Source organism: Micromonospora sp. WMMB235, from assembly GCF_001855515.1.
In the GTDB taxonomy this organism is placed as follows: Bacteria; Actinomycetota; Actinomycetes; order Mycobacteriales; family Micromonosporaceae; genus Micromonospora; species Micromonospora aurantiaca.
Genome location: NZ_MDRX01000001.1, coordinates 6,342,085 through 6,361,528, shown reverse-complemented (window position 1 = coordinate 6,361,528; position 19,444 = coordinate 6,342,085). Strand labels below are relative to the sequence as shown.

General features: G+C 70.3%; 18 protein-coding genes, 1 tRNA gene and 1 pseudogene. 8 read left to right on the top strand and 12 right to left on the bottom strand.

Translation table 11 applies throughout. From position 1 onward, the window contains the following. The first annotated feature begins 120 nt into the window (after nt 1–120). The 5 genes and pseudogenes from BFV98_RS28455 to BFV98_RS28435 all read left to right on the top strand — a co-directional run bounded on the left by BFV98_RS28455 (nt 121) and on the right by BFV98_RS28435 (nt 3,085). Entirely contained in the window at nt 121–924 is an 804-nt protein-coding gene (locus tag BFV98_RS28455; RefSeq protein ID WP_013287504.1) for a class I SAM-dependent methyltransferase, read from the top strand. A gap of 56 nt (nt 925–980) precedes the next feature. After that, nucleotides 981–1,583: a Uma2 family endonuclease gene (locus tag BFV98_RS28450; RefSeq protein ID WP_255368277.1), complete on the top strand. Its 603-nt coding sequence runs from the start codon at nt 981–983 to the stop codon at nt 1,581–1,583. A gap of 41 nt (nt 1,584–1,624) precedes the next feature. Then, a complete protein-coding gene (locus BFV98_RS28445; protein ID WP_013287506.1) occupies nt 1,625–1,843 on the top strand; it encodes a DUF2945 domain-containing protein in 219 nt (72 codons plus the stop codon). After that, nucleotides 1,830–2,174: pseudogene (locus tag BFV98_RS28440) on the top strand (DUF3140 domain-containing protein); the annotation flags it as partial. The gene BFV98_RS28445 and the pseudogene BFV98_RS28440, both read left to right, overlap by 14 nt. A gap of 44 nt (nt 2,175–2,218) precedes the next feature. Then, entirely contained in the window at nt 2,219–3,085 is an 867-nt protein-coding gene (locus tag BFV98_RS28435; protein ID WP_030274126.1) for a CPBP family intramembrane glutamic endopeptidase, read from the top strand. 76 nt (nt 3,086–3,161) lie between these two features. On the opposite strand, the gene polA is transcribed toward BFV98_RS28435, so the two are convergent. The 11 genes from polA to BFV98_RS28380 all read right to left on the bottom strand — a co-directional run bounded on the left by polA (nt 3,162) and on the right by BFV98_RS28380 (nt 15,670). After that, nucleotides 3,162–5,861 carry a DNA polymerase I gene (gene polA, locus BFV98_RS28430; protein WP_030274124.1) on the bottom strand — a complete coding sequence of 900 codons (2,700 nt, stop codon included), beginning with the start codon at nt 5,859–5,861 and terminating at the stop codon, nt 3,162–3,164. 72 nt (nt 5,862–5,933) lie between these two features. Next, on the bottom strand, nt 5,934–6,728 hold the full coding sequence (locus BFV98_RS28425; RefSeq protein ID WP_030274122.1) for an ATP-binding cassette domain-containing protein: 795 nt from the start codon (nt 6,726–6,728) through the stop codon (nt 5,934–5,936). Between the two features lie 5 nt (nt 6,729–6,733). Beyond that, nucleotides 6,734–7,705: an amino acid ABC transporter permease gene (locus BFV98_RS28420; protein WP_030274120.1), complete on the bottom strand. Its 972-nt coding sequence runs from the start codon at nt 7,703–7,705 to the stop codon at nt 6,734–6,736. A gap of 2 nt (nt 7,706–7,707) precedes the next feature. Next, the gene (locus tag BFV98_RS28415) at nt 7,708–8,619 is read right to left on the bottom strand and encodes an ABC transporter substrate-binding protein (RefSeq protein WP_030274117.1); all 912 of its coding nucleotides are present in this window, start codon (nt 8,617–8,619) and stop codon (nt 7,708–7,710) included. Between the two features lie 27 nt (nt 8,620–8,646). Then, nucleotides 8,647–9,357, bottom strand: coding sequence for an ABC transporter ATP-binding protein (locus tag BFV98_RS28410; protein ID WP_013287516.1), 711 nt, complete (start codon nt 9,355–9,357; stop codon nt 8,647–8,649). Further along, nucleotides 9,347–10,192, bottom strand: coding sequence for an ABC transporter ATP-binding protein (locus BFV98_RS28405; protein WP_013287517.1), 846 nt, complete (start codon nt 10,190–10,192; stop codon nt 9,347–9,349). Before BFV98_RS28405 ends, BFV98_RS28410 begins: the two co-directional genes overlap by 11 nt. Beyond that, nucleotides 10,185–11,324 (bottom strand): branched-chain amino acid ABC transporter permease, encoded by a 1,140-nt coding sequence (locus tag BFV98_RS28400; RefSeq protein ID WP_030274114.1) that lies wholly within the window; start codon nt 11,322–11,324, stop codon nt 10,185–10,187. Before BFV98_RS28400 ends, BFV98_RS28405 begins: the two co-directional genes overlap by 8 nt. Further along, nucleotides 11,321–12,271: a branched-chain amino acid ABC transporter permease gene (locus BFV98_RS28395; protein ID WP_013287519.1), complete on the bottom strand. Its 951-nt coding sequence runs from the start codon at nt 12,269–12,271 to the stop codon at nt 11,321–11,323. Before BFV98_RS28395 ends, BFV98_RS28400 begins: the two co-directional genes overlap by 4 nt. Before the next feature lie 105 nt (nt 12,272–12,376). Next, on the bottom strand, nt 12,377–13,537 hold the full coding sequence (locus BFV98_RS28390) for a branched-chain amino acid ABC transporter substrate-binding protein (RefSeq protein WP_013287520.1): 1,161 nt from the start codon (nt 13,535–13,537) through the stop codon (nt 12,377–12,379). A 257-nt stretch (nt 13,538–13,794) separates the two neighbouring features. Beyond that, nucleotides 13,795–15,012, bottom strand: coding sequence for a hypothetical protein (locus tag BFV98_RS28385; RefSeq protein WP_071098375.1), 1,218 nt, complete (start codon nt 15,010–15,012; stop codon nt 13,795–13,797). Nucleotides 15,013–15,049: 37 nt separating this feature from the next. Then, nucleotides 15,050–15,670, bottom strand: coding sequence for an ANTAR domain-containing response regulator (locus BFV98_RS28380; RefSeq protein ID WP_030503803.1), 621 nt, complete (start codon nt 15,668–15,670; stop codon nt 15,050–15,052). Between the two features lie 94 nt (nt 15,671–15,764). Here BFV98_RS28380 and BFV98_RS28375 point away from each other — a divergent pair. Both BFV98_RS28375 and BFV98_RS28370 read left to right on the top strand, forming a co-directional pair. Further along, a tRNA-Leu gene (locus tag BFV98_RS28375) sits at nt 15,765–15,842 on the top strand. Further along, nucleotides 15,815–16,624 carry a helix-turn-helix domain-containing protein gene (locus BFV98_RS28370; RefSeq protein ID WP_255368276.1) on the top strand — a complete coding sequence of 270 codons (810 nt, stop codon included), beginning with the start codon at nt 15,815–15,817 and terminating at the stop codon, nt 16,622–16,624. Before BFV98_RS28375 ends, BFV98_RS28370 begins: the two co-directional genes overlap by 28 nt. 1,060 nt (nt 16,625–17,684) lie before the next feature. On the opposite strand, the gene BFV98_RS28365 is transcribed toward BFV98_RS28370, so the two are convergent. Further along, complete coding sequence (locus BFV98_RS28365) at nt 17,685–18,863, bottom strand: PLP-dependent aspartate aminotransferase family protein (RefSeq protein WP_071098373.1); 1,179 nt, start codon at nt 18,861–18,863, stop codon at nt 17,685–17,687. A gap of 83 nt (nt 18,864–18,946) precedes the next feature. Here BFV98_RS28365 and BFV98_RS28360 point away from each other — a divergent pair, with 83 nt between their 5' ends. Then, nucleotides 18,947–19,426 carry an Lrp/AsnC family transcriptional regulator gene (locus BFV98_RS28360; RefSeq protein ID WP_047894721.1) on the top strand — a complete coding sequence of 160 codons (480 nt, stop codon included), beginning with the start codon at nt 18,947–18,949 and terminating at the stop codon, nt 19,424–19,426. The last annotated feature ends 18 nt before the right edge of the window (nt 19,427–19,444 follow it).

Below are 19,444 nucleotides of genomic sequence, written 5' to 3'. Positions count from 1 at the left end.
CATCCGCTGCGAAAGCGGAGATTTTGCGCGGTAAGGTGCCACAGCTGTCTCGTCCGTCACATCCGCCCCAGCCACCACCCCACCGCACCGGGTCCGGGCCGCCGGACCTAGCGTGAACCCGTGGACGACGACAGGGTGACCCGCCGACGGGTCGACGCCGGGGAGATCCGCCGCGCGAACCGCGGATGGTGGGACACCGACGCCGACACGTACCAGGCCGAGCACGGCGCGTTCCTCGGCGACGCCGACTTCGTCTGGTGCCCGGAAGGGCTGCGCGAGGCCGACGCCCGGCTGCTCGGCGACGTCGCCGGGCGGCGGATCCTCGAACTCGGCGCCGGGGCGGCCGCCGCCGCCCGCTGGCTCGCCGCCCAGGGCGCCCGGCCGGTCGCGCTGGACCTGTCCGCCGGCATGTTGCGGCACGCCGCCGAGGCCGCCGGGCGCACCGGGGTACGCGTGCCGCTGGTGCAGGCCGACGCGCTCGCCCTGCCGTTCGCCGACGCGGCGTTCGACACCGTCTGCACCGCGTTCGGCGCGATCCCGTTCGTGGACGACTCGGCGGCCGCGATGCGCGAGGTGGCCCGGGTGCTGCGCCCCGGCGGCCGATGGGTCTTCTCGGTCACCCACCCGATGCGCTGGATCTTCCTGGACGACCCGGGCGAGGGCGGGCTGACCGCCGTGCACTCGTACTTCGACCGCTCCCCCTACGTCGAGCAGGACGAGCACGGGGTGGCCACGTACGTCGAGCAGCACCGCACCCTGGGCGACCGGATCCGGGAGCTGGTCGGCGCCGGGTTCCGCCTGCTGGACCTGGTGGAGCCGGAGTGGCCGGCCGGGCACGAGGGGATCTGGGGGCAGTGGAGCCCGCTGCGCGGGCGGCTGTTCCCCGGCACCGCGATCTTCGTCGCGGAGAAGCCGGCGGACTGAGCGCGTCGCACGTCCGGTGCGACACGGGCTCCGGCACCCGGCGGTACGCTCGCCGCATGAGCGCCGAGCCCATCCCGGCGTCACCTGGCCCCTGGTGTCCGGACCCGATGCGGCAGCAGCGTGCGGACTACACGCTGGAGGATCTGCTCACCCTGCCGGACGACGCCCCCCGCGTCGAACTCGTCGACGGAGTCATCCAGGCGACACCCTCCCCCACCCTGGGCCACCAGACAATCTCCAGCCTGCTGTGGCTCTGGCTTCGATCGCACGCACCGGTTCACCTGCGGGCGTCCCAAGCCGTCGGGGTCGGGCTCAGCCCCAACACCAGCCGCCAACCGGACGTCCTGCTCCACCACGCCGGGCTGCCGAGCGACAGGTCCCTCCTGCGACCGGCGGACGTCGTCCTGGCCGTCGAGATCGTCTCCCCCGGCACCCGGCGGGTCGACCGGTTCGCCAAGCCGGGCGAGTACGCCGCCGCGGGGATCCCGTTCCACTGGCGGATCGAGCAGGATCCGGTGCACCTCTACGCGTACCGGCTCGGTGACCGGATCGGCCCCGGCGGCGAGCGGCAGTACGAGCTGGTGGACGACAGCAGCGAGGTGATCGAGCTGTCCGATCCCTTCGCGATCAAGCTGCCGATCGCGGAGATCCGGCCCTGACCACGCCGTTACTCGGTACCCGCCGCGGGTAACCGGGCGGCATGGCCGAGAACGAGTTCCGCGCCGGCGACCACGTCTCCTGGGCCAGCCACAGCGGCCGGGCGTACGGCGTCGTCAAGGAGAAGCTGACCGAGCGCACCCACGTACGCGGGCACACGGTGAACGCCTCGCCCGAGCAACCGCAGTACCGGATCACCAACGACGACTCGGGCCGCGACGTGGCCCACCGCCCGGAGGTGCTTCGCCATGAGTCGCGCTGAGGACCCGCAGCAGACGTACCGGGAGTTCACCGACGCGGTGAACATGAAGCCGGGCGAGCTGTCCCGCTGGCTGGAGAGCGAGGAGTCCAAGCACGTCGGCTGGCACAAGAAGGGCACCCAGGGCGGCGAGTCGGTCGGCCACGACTCCGGCCGGCGCATCGTCGACCTGCTGCGCCGCAAGCGCGCCGACCTCACCGCCGCCGACTACAAGCACATGCGCAAGGTGATCGGGTACGTCCACCGCCACCTGGCGCAGCGGCCCGCAGGCGACGTCCGGGACACCAGGTGGCGCTGGTCGCTGATGAACTGGGGTCACGACCCGCTCAAGGGCTGAGCCGCCCGGTCCGTTAGCCGCGCGTTGGTACCGTGCCGGCGATGACGACAGACGTCCCGACCGCCGGCCGTCATCCCCGTGCCGGGCGGGTGGTCCTCGTGGCGGGCCTCGGGCTCGTCGCCGTCGCGGCGCTCCTCCTGGTGGTGACCGGGAACACCGGCATCCGGTACAGCGCCGACCACGACGGCACCGTACCGATGTGGAGCCGGTGGATACCGGCGCTGGCCGGGATCGCGCTGATCCGGCTGATCCCGCCCGCACCCGACCCGAGGTGGCCGGACCCGGTCGCGCCCTACCGCGAGGCGGTGCCGCTGCTGCTGGCCGGGATCGCGTTCGCCGCCGTCATGCCGCTGCTGGGCGGCGAACCCGCGTACACCGTGTTGAAGCTGGCGCTGCTGCTCGGCGTGCCCACCGTGGTGTTCCTGGTCGCGCGCCGGTGGCCGCCGCGGTGGCGGCCGGGCCCGGCCCCGGCGGACGCCGCCCACCGGTGGGGTCCGGCGCTGCCGGTGGCGGTGTGGCTGGTGCTCAGTTACGCGACGCCGCTGGCCGTGCCGGCGAGCGACTGGGGGCGGACCGTCACGCCGGTCGAGCTGGCCGTCACGCTGCTGGTGGCCTTCGCGGTGAACGCGCTGCTGGAGGAGGTCTTCTACCGGCGGTGGCTGCAGACCCGGTGGGAGTCGCTGCTGGGACGCTGGCCGGCGATCGTGCTCGCGTCGCTGGTGTGGGCGGCCTGGCACGTGGCCATCCAGGGCAGCGGCCGGCCCGCCGTCGACCTGGCGTCGGTGATCGTGAACCAGGGGGTTGCCGGGCTGTTCCTCGGCTACCTGTGGTCGCGGTACCGCCGGATGTGGCCGCTGCTCGTGGTGCACGGCGCGGTCAACGCGATGCCCGTCCTGCTCGGCCTCTGAACTCCTTGATCAACGCCGGGGCGGGTGAGTGGGCGGGCGGGCGGCGGTGGCCGGCGCGGGTGGGGCGGCGGTGGCGTCAGTGGTCGGCGCTGTTCCAGTCGCGGCCGTCGCCCACCGAGACCTCCAGCGGCACCGACAGCGGGTACGCCTCGCCCATCTGCTTGCGCACCAGCGCCTCCAGCGTCTCCCGCTCGCCCGGGGCGACCTCGAAGACCAGCTCGTCGTGCACCTGCAGCAGCATCCGCGACCGCAGCCCGGCGTCGCGCAGCGCGCTGTCGACGTGCAGCATCGCGACCTTGATGATGTCGGCCGCCGAACCCTGGATCGGGGCGTTGAGCGCCATCCGCTCGGCCATCTCGCGGCGCTGCCGATTGTCGCTGACCAGGTCGGGCAGGTAGCGGCGGCGGCCCAGGATGGTGGAGGTGTAGCCGTCCTGGCGGGCGCGGGCCACCACCTCCTGGAGGTAGTCGCGGACCCCGCCGAACCCGGCGAAGTAGTTCTCCATCAGCCCGCGCGCCTCCTCGGCGCTGATGCCGAGCTGCTGGGACAGGCCGAACGCGCTGAGCCCGTACGCCAGGCCGTAGTTCATGGCCTTGATCTTGCGGCGCTGGTCGGCGGTCACGTCGCCGACCTCGACAGTGAAGACCGAGGACGCGGTGGCGGCGTGGAAGTCGTGCCCGGAGTTGAACGCCTCGATCAGCGCGTCGTCCGAGGACAGATGCGCCATGATCCGCATCTCGATCTGGCTGTAGTCGGCGGTGAGCAGGCACTCGTAGCCCTCGCCGACCACGAACGCGCGCCGGATCCGCCGCCCCTCCTCGGTGCGGATCGGGATGTTCTGCAGGTTCGGCTCGGTGGAGGACAGCCGCCCGGTCGCCGCCACGGTCTGGTTGAACGTGGTGTGGATGCGGCCGTCGTCGGAGACGGACTTGAGCAGCCCGTCGACAGTCGACTTGAGCTTCGCGACGTCACGGTGCCGCAGCAGGTGGTGCAGAAGCGGGTGCTCGGTCTGCGCGAACAGCCACTGGAGTGCGTCGGCGTCGGTGGTGTAGCCGGTCTTGATCCGCTTGGTCTTGGGCAGGCCCAGCTCGGTGAAGAGGATCTCCTGCAACTGCTTCGGCGACCCGAGGTTGAACTCCCGGCCGACCACCTCGTACGCGCCCTGGGCGGCGGCCTTCACCTCGGCGGCGAAGTGCGCCTCCAGCTCGGAGAGGTAGTCGGTGTCGGCGGCGATGCCGGTGCGCTCCATGGTGGCGAGCACCCGCATCAGCGGCAGCTCCACGCCGGCCATCAGCCGGGCCGACTGCTCGCCGTCGCGGGACAGCTCGGCGTCGATCGCGTCGGCCAGGTCGAGCGTGGCGCGGGCCTGGAGCATGAGGTTCTGCTCGGCCACGCCCTCGTCGCCGAGCCCGTCGAGAGTGAGCTGACCGGTCTCCGGCGCGTCGACGCGCAGCTCCCGGTGCAGGTAGCGCAGCGCCAGGTCGGTCAGGTCGTAGGAGCGCTGGTCGGGGCGGGCCAGGTAGGCGGCGATCTGCGTGTCGCGGGCGATGCCGTGCAGCTCCCAGCCGTGCGCGGCGAACGCCAGCACCGCCGGCTTGCTGTCGTGCAGCACCTTCGGGCGCTCCGCGTCGGCCAGCCAACCGGCCAGCGCGGCCTCGTCGTCGGCGTCCAGCCGGCTCGGGTCGAACCAGGCGCCCGCGCCGGCGGCGGTGGCCAGCGCCATCGCGGTGACCGTGGCGGTGTGCCGGCGGTTGGGGCCGGTGTCGAGCGTGACCGCCAGGCCGACCGGTGCGCCCGCCGGGGCGTGCGTGCCGAGCCAGCCCGCGAGCGCGCCCGGCTCGGTGAGCACCTCGCCTGCGAGATCGAAGCCCGCCTCGGCCTCCGGCTCGACCGCTTCCAGGTATTGGTAGAGCCGGTCACGCAGGATGCGGAACTGGAGCGTGTCGAAGACCTGGTGCACCGCTTCGCGGTCCCAGCCCTGCCAGCGGGCGTCCTCGGGGCGGACCGGCAGATCCAGGTCGGAGACCAGGCAGTTGATCTCGTAGTTGCGGATCACGTCGGCCAGCCGCTCGCGCAGGCTGTCGCCGGCCTTGCCCTTGATCTCGTCGGCGCGGGCCACCACGCCCTCGACGCCGCCGTACAGGTTGATCCACTTGGCGGCGGTCTTCGGGCCGACGCCGGGCACGCCCGGCAGGTTGTCGCTGGTCTCGCCGACCAGCGCGGCCAGGTCGCGGTAGCGGTCCGGGGTGACGCCGTACTTCGCCTCGACCGCGGCCGGGTCCATCCGGGCCAGGTCGGAGACGCCCTTGCGCGGGTAGAGCACCGTCACCCGCTCGCCGACGAGCTGGAACGCGTCCCGGTCGCCGGTGGTGATCAGCACGTCCATGCCCTGGTCGCGGGCCTGGCAGGCGAGCGTGGCGATGACGTCGTCGGCCTCGTAGCCCTCCTTCTCGACCACCGGCACGCGCAGCGCGGCGAGGACCTCCTTGACCAGGCTGACCTGGCCCTTGAAGTCGGTCGGGGTCTCGCTGCGGCCGGCCTTGTACTCCGCGTACCTGTCGGTGCGGAAGGAGCGGCGGGAGACGTCGAACGCCACGACGATGTGCGTCGGCTGCTCGTCGCGCAGCACGTTGATCAGCATCGAGGTGAAGCCGTAGACGGCGTTGGTCGGCTGCCCCGTGGTGGTGGAGAAGTTCTCCACAGGCAGGGCGAAGAACGCCCGGTATGCCAGGGAGTGTCCGTCGACGAGGAGCAGGCGCGGCGTCGTAGCTGTCACGGCTGCGACTCTAGTCCGTACGCCCGACAACTCCGGCCTCCGGTGCGGCGCGCGCCGCACCGGAGGCCGAGGTCAGAGAACCTTGGCCAGGAACGCCTTGGTCCGCTCGTGCTTCGGCGCCGAGATCACCTCGCGCGGGTCGCCCTGCTCGACCACGACGCCGCCGTCCATGAACACGAGGTGGTCGCCCACCTCGCGGGCGAAGCCGATCTCGTGGGTCACCACGATCATCGTCATGCCGTCGCGGGCCAGGTCCTTCATCGTGTCCAGCACCTCGCCCACCAGCTCCGGGTCGAGCGCGCTGGTCGGCTCGTCGAACAGCATCAGCTTCGGCCGCATGGCCAGCGCCCGGGCGATCGCCACCCGCTGCTGCTGGCCGCCGGAGAGCTGACCGGGGTACGCGCCGAGCTTGTCGCCCAGGCCCACCCGGTCCAGCAACTGCGCGGCGTGCTCGCGGGCCTGCGCCTTCTTGGCCTGGCGCAGCAGCACCGGCGCCTCCATGACGTTCTGGAGCACCGTCATGTGCGGGAACAGGTTGAACCGCTGGAACACCATGCCGATGGCACGGCGCTGCGCGGCGACGTCCTTGTCCCGCATCTCGTACAGCTTGCCGCCGCGCTCCCGGTAGCCGATCAGGTCGCCGTCCACCCAGATCCGGCCGGCGTCGATCTTCTCCAGGTGGTTGATGCAGCGCAGGAACGTCGACTTGCCGGAGCCGGAGGGCCCGAGCAGGCAGCACACCTCGCCGGAGCGGACCTCCAGGTCGATGCCCTTGAGCACCTCCAGCGGCCCGAACGACTTGTGCACCTGCTCGGCCCGCACCATCAGCCCGGGCTCGGCGGTCGGCGTCTGCGGGGAAGCGGTCATATCCGTCATTGCGCCGTCCCACTCGTGGTGCTGCCGCTCTCCGCGGCGAGCCCTCGTAGCCGCTGCCGAGCCCGCCCGCTGCGTCCGAACCCCTTGGAGTAGTGCCGCTCCAGGTAGTACTGCCCCACCAACAGGACGCTGGTCAGCAGCAGGTACCACAGGGTTGCGGCGACGTACATCGGGAAGGGCTGGAAGGTCCGGGAACCGACGGCCTTGAGCTGGAAGAACAGCTCCATCGACACCGGCACGAAGGCCACCAGGGAGGTGTCCTTGAGCATCGCGATGGTCTCGTTGCCGGTCGGCGGGATGATCACCCGCATCGCCTGTGGCAACACGATCCGCCGCAGGATCTGCGCCCGGCTCATGCCCAGCGCCTGAGCCGCCTCGGTCTGCCCCTCGTCAACCGACTGGATGCCAGCCCGGACGATCTCGGCCATGTACGCGGCCTCGGACAGGCCCAGCGCCAGCATGCCGGCGACGAAGCCGGTGAGGATGTCCACCGCGCTGAACCCGAACAGCCGGGCCTCGAAGTCGTGCAGCCCGAACAGGGCGCCGATCTGCCGGTCGAACGGCAGGCCGAACTCCAGCCGCGACCAGAGGATGCCGAGGTTGCCGAAGAGGATCGCCAGCACCAGCCGGGGCACCGCCCGGAAGAACCAGGTGTACACCCAGGCCACGCCACGCAGCACCGGGTTGGGCGACAGCCGCATGATCGCGATGACGATGCCCAGGCCGATGCCGATCACCATCGACGTGATCAGCAGCAGGATGGTGCCGCGCAGCCCTTCGATGATCGGCGGGCGGAACATCTCGTCCACCATGAACGACCACTGGAACGCGGAGTTCGTGACCAGCATGTGCACGAACATCGCGACCAGCACGGCGATGACCGCCACGCCGACCCAGCGCCCGGGGTGCCGCACGGGCACGGCCTTGATCGGTTCTGGCCGTGCCCGTCCGGATGTGTCGACCGACATGGTCAGACCGACGGGTTCAGTTCAGCGTTGGTGATGGCGCCGCCCTCGACACCCCACTTGGCGAGCGCGGCCTTGTAGCTGCCGTCGGCGATGACCGCCTGCACGGCCTCCTTGAGCACCTCGGCGAACGCCTGCTGGTCCTTGTTCACCGCGTAGCCGTACGGCGCCGACTCGTAGATGTCGCCGAGCACCTCCAGCTGGCCGTTGCTCTGCTTCACCGCGTACGCGCCGACCGGGGAGTCGGCCAGCATGGCGTCGTTCTTGCCGCTGCCCACGGCGGCGGTGGCGTCGCTCTGCGCCTGGTACTGGTCGATCTTGATGGCCGGCTTGCCGGCGTCGGTGCACTTCTTCGACCGGGCGGTGATGTCGTCGAGCTGGACCGTACCGACCTGCACGGCGATCTTCTTGCCGCAGGCGTTCTCCGGGTCGACCCCGGCCGGGTTGCCCTTCTTGGTCGCCCACTGGGTGCCCGCCGAGTAGTAGCTCACCATGTTGACGGTCTTGAGACGGTCGGGGTTGATGGTGAACGACGAGACGCCGACCTCGTACTTGCCCGAACCCACGCCGGGCAGGATCGCGTCGAACGGCGCCGACTCGTACTCGGCCTTGAGACCCAGCTTCTGCGCCACCGCGTTGAACAGCTCCACGTCGAAGCCGACCACGGTCTTGCCGTCGGCGTCGAGGAACTCGGCCGGGGCGTAGGTCGAGTCGGTGCCGACCTTGATCACGCCGTCGGCCTTGATGGCGTCCGGCACCTTCGCGGCCAGGGTGGAGTCGGCCGTGGCGGACACCGACGGGCCGGAGCCCGGCTCGGCCGAGTTCTCCTTCTCGCCGCACGCGGCGAGAGAGAGCAGCAGGACGGCCGCACCGGCGACGCCGAGCGCCGCCCGCCGTCCGGGGTTGGGGTGGAACATGGCTGTACTCCTTTTGCGAGGGGTCGGTCAGGCCACGCCGAGGTAGGCCTCTTTGACCGAGGGGTCGTGCAGCAGGTCCGCGCCGGAACCGCTCTTGACGATCCGGCCGGTCTCCAGCACGTACGCCCGGTGGGCCCGCGCCAGCGCCTGCTGGGCGTTCTGCTCCACCAGCAGGATTGTGGTGCCCTGCTGGTTGATCTCCGTGATGATCGTGAAGATCTGCTGGATCAGCATCGGCGCGAGACCCATCGACGGCTCGTCGAGCAGCAGCAGCTTCGGCCGGCTCATCAGCGCCCGGCCGACCGCGAGCATCTGCTGCTCACCGCCGGAGAGCGTGCCGCCGGGCTGCTTGCGCCGCTCGGCCAGCCGCGGGAACAGCTCCAGCACCCGGGCCAGGTCCTGCGCGATGCCGGCCTTGTCGCGCCGGGTGTACGCGCCCATGTCCAGGTTCTCCAGCACCGACATGCCGGGGAAGATGCCCCGGCCCTCGGGCGCCTGGCACAGCCCGCGCCGCACCCGCAGGTCGGCCCGGAGCTTGGTGATGTCCTCACCGGCGAACTTGATCCGGCCGGAGGCGACCGGCCGGATGCCGGAGATCGCCCGCATGGTGGTGGACTTGCCGGCGCCGTTCGCGCCGATCAGCGCGACGATCTCCCCTTCGTCCACGGTCAGGCTGATGCCGTGCAGCGCCTGGATCCGCCCGTAGAGCAGGCTCACGTCCTCGATCTCAAGCAGCATCGTCCGGCACCCCCAGGTACGCCGCGACCACCTTCGGGTTGTCCCGCACCTCGGCGGGCAGCCCTTCGGCGATCTTCTTTCCGAACTCCAGGACCACGATCCGGTCGGTCACGCCCATCACCAGGCGCATGTCGTGCTCGATCAGCAGCACCGTCACGCCCTGATCCCGGATCTGCCGGATGAGCTGCAGCAGCTCCTCCTTCTCCGCCGGGTTGAAGCCGGCGGCCGGCTCGTCCAGGCAGAGCAGCTTCGGGTCGGTGGCCAGCGCGCGGGCGATCTCCAGCCGGCGCTGCTCGCCGTAGGACAGGTTGCGGGCGAACTCGTGCATCCGGTTGCGGATGCCGACGAACTCCAGCAGGCGCTCGGCCTTCTCCCGGCCCTCGCGCTCCTCCTTCCAGTGCCGCGGCAGGCGCAGCAGGGCGGAGATCACGCTGGTCTTGTGGTGCGCGTCCGCGCCGACCTGGACGTTCTCCAGCGCGGTCATCTCCGGGAAGAGACGGATGTTCTGGAACGTACGGGCCATGCCCATGCGGGTGATCTGGTGGCGCTTCTTGCCACTGATCTTCTGGCCCAGGAACCGGATCTGCCCCTCGGTGGGCTGGTAGATGCCGGTCATCGCGTTGAAGCAGGTGGTCTTGCCGGCGCCGTTCGGGCCGATGAGACCGAGGATCTCACCCTTGTAGAGGGTGAAGTCCACGTCGTTGAGGGCCACCACACCGCCGAAGCGCAGCGTGACGTGGTCGACCTCCAGCAACGGCTCCCGCTCGTTGACCGTCTCGACGGCGGGGGCCGCCGCCTGGGCCGGAACGGCCGGGGTCTGCTCGGTGTCACTCACCGACGATCACCTCCTTGCGGCGGTCCTTGAACTCCGCCGCTCGTCGCCGGTTCGGGATCAGGCCCTGCGGCCGGAAGATCATCATCACCACGAGCACCAGGCCGAAGAAGAGGAACCGGTACTCGTACAGCTCGATGCCGAACAGCTCGATGCCACGGAACCGCTCGATCATGTACGCCACCAGGCCACCGCCGACGATCGCACCGACGATGTTGCCCGAGCCGCCGAAGATGACAGCGGCCAGGATGATGATCGAGTTGAGCAACTCGAAGTTCTGCGAGTTGACGAAGTTCTGCTTACCGGCGAACAACGCGCCGGCCAGGCCGGCGATGGCCGCGCCGGAGGCGAACGCCCACAGCTTGAACTTGAACGTCGGCACACCCATCAGCTGGGCCGCGTCCTCGTCCTCGCGGATCGAGATCCAGGCCCGGCCGACCCGGCTGTGGGTCAGGTTCCGCACCCCGATCACCACCAGGATGATCAGCGTGAGCACCAGCCAGTAGTACGGGCGGGCGTCGAGCACGCCGAACCACGGCCGGCCGTCGGCGTACTGGCCGGGCGGGTGCGGGATCTCGCTGAAGCCCCGCTGTCCCCTCAGGAACTCGGAACTGACCGCTGCGATCCGGATCATCTCGGCGAAGCCGAGCGTCACCAGCGCCAGGTAGTCACCGCGCAGGCGCAGCGTCGGCGTACCCAGCATGACGCCCGAGACCATGGTCAGGCCGATCGCGATCGGCACCACCAGCAGCCACGGCCACAGCGTCTTGAGGTTGCTGCTCGGCGAGGTCAGCACCGCGACCGTGTACGCGCCGACGGCGAAGAAGCCGAAGTAGCCGAGGTCGAGCAGGCCGGCGAAGCCGACCACGATGTTGAGCCCGACCGCCAGCAGCACGTAGATCGAGACCGTGAACAGCACCTGGGTGAAGTTCGCCCCGGGCGTCGGGATCGGCCCGAGGTACTGGTAGAACTCCTTGTTCGGCAGCGCGTAGAAGAACACGATGACCGCGGCCAGCAGCACCCAGCGCACCCAGCGCGGTGCGTGATGCCAGCGCTCCGAGATCGCGTGCCGACCCTGCCGCAGCTTGTCCGCCGCCGTCTCCCGCCGCTCCGGCGGGTCGATGGTGGTCGTCATGCGCGTGCCCTCCCCAGTGATTCGCCCAGCAGACCGGTCGGCCGGAACATCAGCAGCACGACCAGCACCGCGAACGCGGCGAAGTCCTTCCACTGACTACCGAACAGGCCCGAGGCGTAGTTCTCCACGACGCCGAGCAGCAAGCCGCCGACCAACGCGCCGCGCAGGTTGCCGATACCACCGAGCACCGCCGCGGTGAACGCCTTGAGGCCCAGCAGGAAGCCGACGCTGTAGGTCAGCGTCTGGATCCGCACGTCGTAGAGCAGGCCCGCGACACCGGCCATGGTGCCACCGGCGATGAAGACCATCAGGATGATGCGGTCCTTGTTGACGCCCATCAGGGCCGCCGTGTTGGCGTCCTGGGCGACCGCGCGGATGCCACGGCCGGTACGGCTGCGGTTGATGAACTGGTCCAGCGCGAACATCATCACCAGCGCGGACCCGATCGTGAGCAGCTGCACCGCGTCGATCGGCACGCCGGCGATGTGGAACAGCGGCTCCGAGCTGACCAGCCGGGGCGCGCCCTCCGGCAGACGCCGGGTGTAGACGCCGAACGCCTCGGAGATGGCGATCGAGGCGCCGATCGCGGTGATGAGGAACGCCAGCGGCGGCGCGTTGCGCTTCCGCAGCGGCCGGTACGCCACCCGTTCGATCACAGTCGCCGTGCCCGCCGAGGCGATGGCCGCCACGATCATCGCCACCAGCAGGTAGAACAGGATCGAGCCGATACCGCTTACCTGCGAGTTCTGGTCGAGTCCGAAGCCGTTCCAGGTCCAGATCGCGGCGAAGGCGCCGGCGATGAAGACCTCGGAGTGGGCGAAGTTGATAAGCCTGAGCACGCCGTAGACAAGCGTGTAGCCGAGCGCGACCAGGGCGTAGATGGCGCCCTGCGTCAAGCCGGTCGTGGTGAGTTCCCCGAAGTTGGAGAACAATCCGTCGAAGTCCAAGGGAGGGACGCTCCGTCGCTCAAGAGAAAAAGAGGGTGCGGCCGGGAGCCAGCTCCCGGCCGCACCCGCGATCACAACTCAATCGCCAGCCCAGCGATCGACCGATCAGGACTTGGGGATCTCCTGGTCCGGGACGACCTTGCCGCCCTGCACCTTGAACGCCCAGACCTTGACCTGCGCCGGGTCGAGCTCGCCGCCCTCGACGAACTTGTAGGTGGACGCCACGCCCTCGCCGCTGTAGCCCTTGACGAACTCCAGCAGGTCGGCACGGCTGGTCTTGCCGGCCTTGATGCCCGCCAGCAGGATGTTCGCCGCGTCGAACGCGGTGTCGCTGTAGGTGCCCGGCTCGGTGCCGTTGAGCGCCTTGAAGTCGGCGGCGAAGGTGCCGCGCGCCTCGGTGGACGGCTGGCAGGGGCAGGTGAGGATGGTGCCCTCGGCAGCCGCCTGGCCGGCGGAGGTGATGTAGGCGCCGTCGTTCACGCCGTCACCGGCGACCAGCGGAGCGGTGACGCCGGCAGCGGTGAGCTGCTTACGGATCAGGCCGGCCTCCTGGTAGTAGCCGCCGTAGAAGACCGCCTTCACGTTGGCGGCCTTGACCTTGGTGACCACACCGGAGAACTCGACCTGCTTGCCCTCGCCCTGGACCTTGTCGCTGCCCACGACCGCGGGGCCGAGCACCTTCTTGACCTCGTCGGCCAGGCCGGCACCGTAGGCGGACTGGTCGTCGATGACGTAGACCCGGTCGGCCTTGAGCACGTTCTTCATGTAGACGCCGGCGGCGGGGCCCTGGCTCAGGTCGTTGCCGACCGCACGGAAGAACGTCTTCCAGCCCTTGGTGGCCAGGGTCGGGTTGGTCGCGGAGGGGGTGATGGTGACCAGGCCGGCCTCGTTGAACAGCGGGCCGGCGGCCTCGGACTCACCCGAGTAGGCCGGACCCACGACACCCAGGATCTTGGTGTCGTCGATCGCCTTCTGGGCCAGACCCGGCGCCTGGTCCGGGCTGCCCTGCGAGTCGAGCTCGGCGAGCTCGACCTTGCAGTCCGGGTTCTCCTTGTTGTACTTGTCGACGGCCAGCTTGACGCCGTTCTTCTCGTTGATGCCCAGCGCGGCCGAGCTACCGGTCAGCGCGCCGAAGAAAGCGATCTTGCTCCCGCAGGCGCTGCCCCCGGAACCCTCATCGTCGCTGCCGCTGGAACAAGCGGTGCCACCGGCGACGAGCGCCAGCATGGCGACCCCGCCGATCACGCGTGCGAGCTTCTGCCTCAAGGCCCGAACCCTCCTCCGTCCATGATCCGAACCACCCGCCGCTGATTGGCCCTTGCGGGGTGGACGAACCAAGACCGTCGTCGCCGGTCTGGGCCGGGACGTTATCCCACCGCGAGCGGTGGCGTAAGACCTGGAAAGCGGGGTTGACCGAACCGTTACACGCCGTGGCGGATTCAAGCCCATCGGCGTAAGAAGCGAAGGCGGGCAAAGGCTTTCACCGACTATTCCTCGGTAACGGGCCAGGCCCTCCCCACCCGCTACCGATCGACGGCGGACAACGCCCCCCACCAGGCACGGGATGTTTTTCCGTCGTCGGCGACCACGAGCAGCCCGTCGTCGCGGACGGCCACCGTCAGCGCCGCGTCGCCCCCGTCCGGCACCGGCACCGGCGTGATCACCGGAAGCCACGACGCACCGCCGTCACGCGACATCCAGAGCCGTCGCTGACCCCCGTCCCCGGTCACCGCGACGAGCCGCCCACCGGACGCCGCGAGCGCGTCCACCGACGACACCCCGGGGCCCGCCGAGCCGAACCCGCCGACCCGCCGCCACCCCTGCGCCGCACCCGCCGAACCGGCGGACGGCGAGCCGCAGTCGTCGCACCCGCGCCACACGGCGAAGCGGTCACCCACCGGGCCGACCGCCACCGGCCCGCCGTCGGCCGGCACCACCCGCTCCGCCGCCCCGGAGGTACCCGCCGGCATCGGCAGAGCCACCCGCCGCCACACCCGGCCGTCGGCCGAGAACCACGAAAGCGGCGTCCGGGACGTACCGCCGGGCGGCAGCAACGACCCCACCACCAGCCAGCCCGGCCCCACAGCCGCCACGTCGTACGCCGCCGTCCGGCCCCGGCCGTCGCCGGCCAGCTCCGCGACCCCCTCGCGCAGGACGAACCCCTCCGCGTCCGGCGACGACCACACCGCCGCACCGTCCGCGCGCGCCCCGGCGACCAGCCAGCCGGCCGGACCCGCCGCCAGCCGCGACGCGCTCACCGCGCGCGGGCCGCCGAACAACTCGAACGCCGCCGGAATCTCCCGCAACGGCCCACCCGGACGCCACACCCACGTTCCGGTACGCGGATTGCCGTGCACGCCACCGGTCTTCGCGCCCAGCGCCGCCATCCCGTCGTCGCGGCACGCCACCGCGTAGAGCACGTGCTGGCGGCCGTAGAACGTCTGCGCGCGCACCGGAATCGGCGACCAGGTCACGCCGTCCGATGAGGACCACGCAGCCGGGCGGGTCTCCCCCGCCGGATCGACCAGCCCGCCCACCACGTACCACCGGCCGGCGCACCGCGCGACGTCGCGCAGCACCGGACGTCCGGTGGCGCCGGCGGGAAGGGCCAGATCGACGGGCTGCCACTGCGGGCGTACCGGGGCGGGCTCGGGCAGCGGTCGCGGCGTCGCGTGGCAGGCTACCGGGAGCAGCGCGGCGACGACGGCGACGAGGACCGGCCGGGCGCGCGCGGAAGGCATGGATCCGATCCTATCGATCGGACGCCTCCGCGGGAGGTCAGGACGCGGGCTGCTCCACCTCGCCGCCGGTGGTCTCCGCGAGGATCCGCTCGGCGACCTCCTTCATGGTCATCCGGTGGTCCATCGCGGTGCGCTGGATCCACTTGAACGCCTGCGGCTCGGTCATCCCGTACGTGGTCATCAGCGCACCCTTGGCGCGCTCGACGGTCTTGCGGATCTCCAGCCGGTCGGTGAGACCGGCGACCTCCGACTCCAGCGCGGCGATCTCGGAGTAGCGGGACAGCGCGATCTCCACCGCCGGCACCAGGTCGCTCTTCTGGAACGGCTTGACCAGGTACGCCATCGCGCCGGCCGCCCGCGCCCGCTCCACCAGGTCACGCTGGCTGAACGCGGTCAGGATGATCACCGGGGCGATGCGCGCGCCGGCGATCCGCTCGGCGGCGGCCAGCCCGTCCATGATCGGCATCTTGATGTCGAGGATGACCAGATCCGGCTTGAGCTCCTCGGCGAGCTTGACGGCGGTCTCGCCGTCACCGGCCTCGCCGACCACCTCGTAGCCCTCTTCGACAAGCATCTCGGCCAGGTCCAGCCGGATGAGCGCCTCGTCCTCGGCGATCAGAACGCGCTTGCGCTCGGCGTCCGCCTGCATCTCGCCCACGAGCCACTCCCACCGGTTCGAGCCCGACACCCGCCCTGCCGGGTGTCGCCGCCCTCAGCCTAGCGGGTAGGCTGTCGAGGCCGAATCACGGAGCGCCCTCGTAGCCCAACTGGCAGCAGGCAATGGATTCAAACTCCATACAGTGTGGGTTCGAATCCCACCGAGGGCACCAGAAATGTCATACAGGCGTTCGACCATAGGGCTGTGCATCCACCCGAACTGCGCGCCCGGGCGCGGCGTCTCTACCTCGACGGCGCCACCGTCGCCGAGGTGGCGCGGACCGTGGGGCTCTCCTATCCGACGGTCCGCCACTGGTGCAAGGATCGGCCGGTGCCGAAGCAGCAGGGCACCGCACTGCGATGCTTCCGCTGTCGTGACGACATGCACGCTCCGGCAGACCCGGCGGCCTACGCCTATCTCCTCGGCCTCTACCTCGGCGACGGGCACCTCGTCACCAAGGCCCGGGTGCCGGTACTCCGGATCGCCTGCAGCGACTGCTGGCCGGGCCTGATCGAAGCGTGCGACGACGCCATGCGAGCGGTGCTGGCCGAAAAGGTGCAGCGGGTCTCCAAACCGGGCTGCGTCAATGTGCAGAGCTACGGCAAGCACTGGCCGTGCCTACTACCGCAGCACGGGCCCGGCAAGAAGCACGAGCGGCCGATCGTCCTGACCGACTGGCAGCGACCCATCGTCGAGGCCCATCCGGGCGACTTCCTGCGCGGCCTGTTCCACTCCGACGGCTGCCGTTTCGCCAATCAGGTGGTCGTGCGCGGCAAGCGCTACGTCTATCCGCGCTACATGTTCGCCAACGAGTCCGCCGACATCATGGGCCTCTGTCAGCAGGCGCTCGACCGGCTCGGCATCGCCTGGCGGATGAACCGCCGCAACTCCCTGTCGGTGGCGCGCCGGGAGGCAGTGGCCGCCCTCGACCGGCACGTCGGCCCGAAGGCGTGACTTGACCTCAGAACGCCAGCAGCGGCGAGTCCCTTCGAGGACTACCGTTTCGCTGTCGACACCTACGATCAGGCTATAACGCTACGGGTGAGACCGCCAAGCCTAAGCTCGACCCAGGCTCCCTCACCAACAGCAACCGAGACTTCGCCGGTACGCGAAATATCGCTTCCTAATCCGCCACTCAGCCGACCCATTCACCTTAAAGGCACCGGTATCGGTGCAACTAGGCAGTAGCAGGCGGGAGAGCTATCGCAGAAATCGAGACACCGTCCGCAGATGCGAAGCACCACAAAGCCATTTTTCGCCGCGGATGCCCCGCATCTGCGAACTACTCAGCGCTACGTGAGCCTGACGTGGACATTCAGTCCGCAACTAGCAACGGAAGCTGCTTCCGCTATTACTCAGATAGGCGTCGGAAACCCAGCCATTCCAGGTGCCGGACCCATTCCCGTACCTGACGTAACTCCACGAGGTGATGCCGCTGACAGAGTCCCCGTAGTCGAAACACTCCAGGGTGACCCAGTGCGAGTTCGGAACTCGTTTGATCAATCCACAGCTTGTATGCGGCCCAGTCCGCATGGCAAGCCCGGTCGAACCAGCACCCACGACTTGCTCACTCCCGGGATCCTTGTCTGAGTGGCCGTGGCTGCAGCTCGCAGCAGCCGGCGTCCCACTAATCGCCACAGCACCACCCGCAGCGGCTAGCACCAATGCCATTTGCACCGCCAGCACAGCCGACCGACTGCGGCGCCAATGAGGAATGGACACTGAACCTCCCCGTGATCCGACGCACCACGTCCGGCGCGATCATGGAGAGGAGCCTAGCAGAGGAGGTTCTGACAATCAAGATCCTGGATATCTAGTCGATTATGGCTGGCGGCAGATGGAAGGATCACCCTATTCGATGACCGAGCCTAGTAGCGACTTCCGCCAGTCGTCCATCAAGACCCAGCGTGCGGTGCCCCAATACCCGCTATCCACACCCCTTAGCAAAAGCGCGAAGCTGACGCGCCAAGAGCCCTCCGATCCACTCAGCCCACTAGTGCAGGCATTGCACAGATCAGTGCGTTCCAAATAGGGCATTCGTCAAGTCCGCCCGCAGGTCCTCCGGGTCCTCCAGGCCGACCGAAACCCGCAGTAGCCCGCCGCACGGCTTGGCGTCGCCCTCGACCGGCCGGTGGGTGAGCGAGGCCGGGTGCTGGATCAGCGTGTCGACGCCGCCGAGCGACACGGCGTGCGTGATCAACTCGCAGGCGCCGGCGACCTCGGCCGCGGCGGGCGCGCCGCCGCGTACCTCGAAGGCGAGCAGGCTGCCGGTGCCGGACATCTGGCGGCCGACCAGTCCGGCCGGGTCGTGCAGCGACGGGTGGTGGACGCGCTCGACGGCGGGGTGCCCGGCGAGCCAGGCGGCGAGCTTCTCCGCGCCGGCCTGCTGGGCGCGGACGCGCAGCGGGAGGGTCTGGATGCCGCGGTGCAGCAGATAGGCGCCGAGCGGGTGCAGGACGGCGCCGGTGACGGCGCGGACCTGACGCAGCCGGGCGGCCCACTCGGGTCCGCAGGCGACGACGCCGGCGAGGACGTCGCCGTGGCCGCCGATGCTCTTGGTGGCGCTGTGCAGCACGAGCGCGGCGCCGTGGCGGGCGGGCTGCTGGAGCACCGGGGTGGCGACGGTGTTGTCGACGAGCAGCGGGACGTCACCGGCGGCATCGGCGAGCGCGGCGATGTCGACCAGGTCGAGGCTGGGGTTGGCAGGCGTCTCGACCACGACCAGGGCGGTGTCGGGGCGGATCGCGGCGGCCACGTCGGCGGTGGTGGCCCAGGTGACAGCGGTGCCGAGCAGGCCGGTGGCGAGGACGTGGTCGGTGCCGCCGTAGAGGGGGCGGACGGCGACGACGTGACGCTTGCCGTCGCGGGTGGCGGCGAGCAGGGTGGCGGTGAGCGCGGCCATGCCGCTGGCGAACGCGACGGCCTCGGCGGTGCCTTCGAGCTCAGCGAGGGCGGTCTCGAACCGGGCCACAGTGGGGTTCCAGAGGCGCTGGTAGACGGCGCTGCCGCCGGCCGGGAGGGTGCCGCCGGTGGCGAGTGTCTCGTAGTCGTCACCGCCGCCGGCCACCGAGGGCAGCGGGTTGGTGGTGGACAGGTCGATCGGCGGGACGTGGACGCCGAGCCCGGCGAGGTCGGCGCGCCCGGCGTGTACGGCTGCGGTGTCCACGGAAGTCATGGGGGAAGCGTCGAACATGACGACGGCTAGAGGCAATAGCAGCGAACAAGATTCTGACGATCACGCTTTCGCCCGGCTGCGATTCGGTGAAGGATGGTCGCATGCCTGCCGCACCGAATGATGTACGGCCGTTCGCCGGCCTGGACGACACCGACCGCGCGATCCTCACCGAGCTGGCGGCCGACGGCCGGCTGCCGAACAACGCGCTGGCCGAGCGGGTCGGGGTGGCGCCGTCGACGTGCCTGACGCGTACCCGGGCGCTGCGGGAGTGCGGGGCGATCCGCGGGTTCCACGCCGAGGTGGACCCGGCGGCGGTGGGCCTGCCGTTGCAGGCGCTGGTGTCGGTGCGGCTGACCGCGCACGAGCGGGCCGCTGTTGACGCGTTCCGCGCCCGGTCGGTACGGCTGCCCGGCGTGGTGTCGGTGTTCCATGTGGCGGGCGCGGAGGACTACGTGCTGCACGTGCGCGCCGCCTCCGGCGACGCGCTGCGGGACTTCGTCCTGGATCATCTGGCTGTCGATCCGGCGGTGCAGCACACGCAGACCAGCCTGATCTTCGAGCAGGCCCGCGGTATGGGGTAGCGCACCCGGCGGAACAAT

Excerpts from the sequence above, each read along its gene's own strand:
- BFV98_RS28450 (WP_255368277.1), top strand. The coding sequence starts at position 981 with ATGAGCGCCGAGCCCATCCCGGCGTCACCTGGCCCCTGGTGTCCGGAC.
- BFV98_RS28445 (WP_013287506.1), top strand. The coding sequence starts at position 1,625 with ATGGCCGAGAACGAGTTCCGCGCCGGCGACCACGTCTCCTGGGCCAGC.
- BFV98_RS28435 (WP_030274126.1), top strand. The coding sequence starts at position 2,219 with ATGACGACAGACGTCCCGACCGCCGGCCGTCATCCCCGTGCCGGGCGG.
- BFV98_RS28425 (WP_030274122.1), bottom strand. The coding sequence starts at position 6,728 with ATGACCGCTTCCCCGCAGACGCCGACCGCCGAGCCCGGGCTGATGGTG.
- BFV98_RS28420 (WP_030274120.1), bottom strand. The coding sequence starts at position 7,705 with ATGTCGGTCGACACATCCGGACGGGCACGGCCAGAACCGATCAAGGCC.
- BFV98_RS28415 (WP_030274117.1), bottom strand. The coding sequence starts at position 8,619 with ATGTTCCACCCCAACCCCGGACGGCGGGCGGCGCTCGGCGTCGCCGGT.
- BFV98_RS28410 (WP_013287516.1), bottom strand. The coding sequence starts at position 9,357 with ATGCTGCTTGAGATCGAGGACGTGAGCCTGCTCTACGGGCGGATCCAG.
- BFV98_RS28400 (WP_030274114.1), bottom strand. The coding sequence starts at position 11,324 with ATGACGACCACCATCGACCCGCCGGAGCGGCGGGAGACGGCGGCGGAC.
- BFV98_RS28385 (WP_071098375.1), bottom strand. The coding sequence starts at position 15,012 with ATGCCTTCCGCGCGCGCCCGGCCGGTCCTCGTCGCCGTCGTCGCCGCG.
- BFV98_RS28365 (WP_071098373.1), bottom strand. The coding sequence starts at position 18,863 with ATGTTCGACGCTTCCCCCATGACTTCCGTGGACACCGCAGCCGTACAC.
- BFV98_RS28360 (WP_047894721.1), top strand. The coding sequence starts at position 18,947 with ATGCCTGCCGCACCGAATGATGTACGGCCGTTCGCCGGCCTGGACGAC.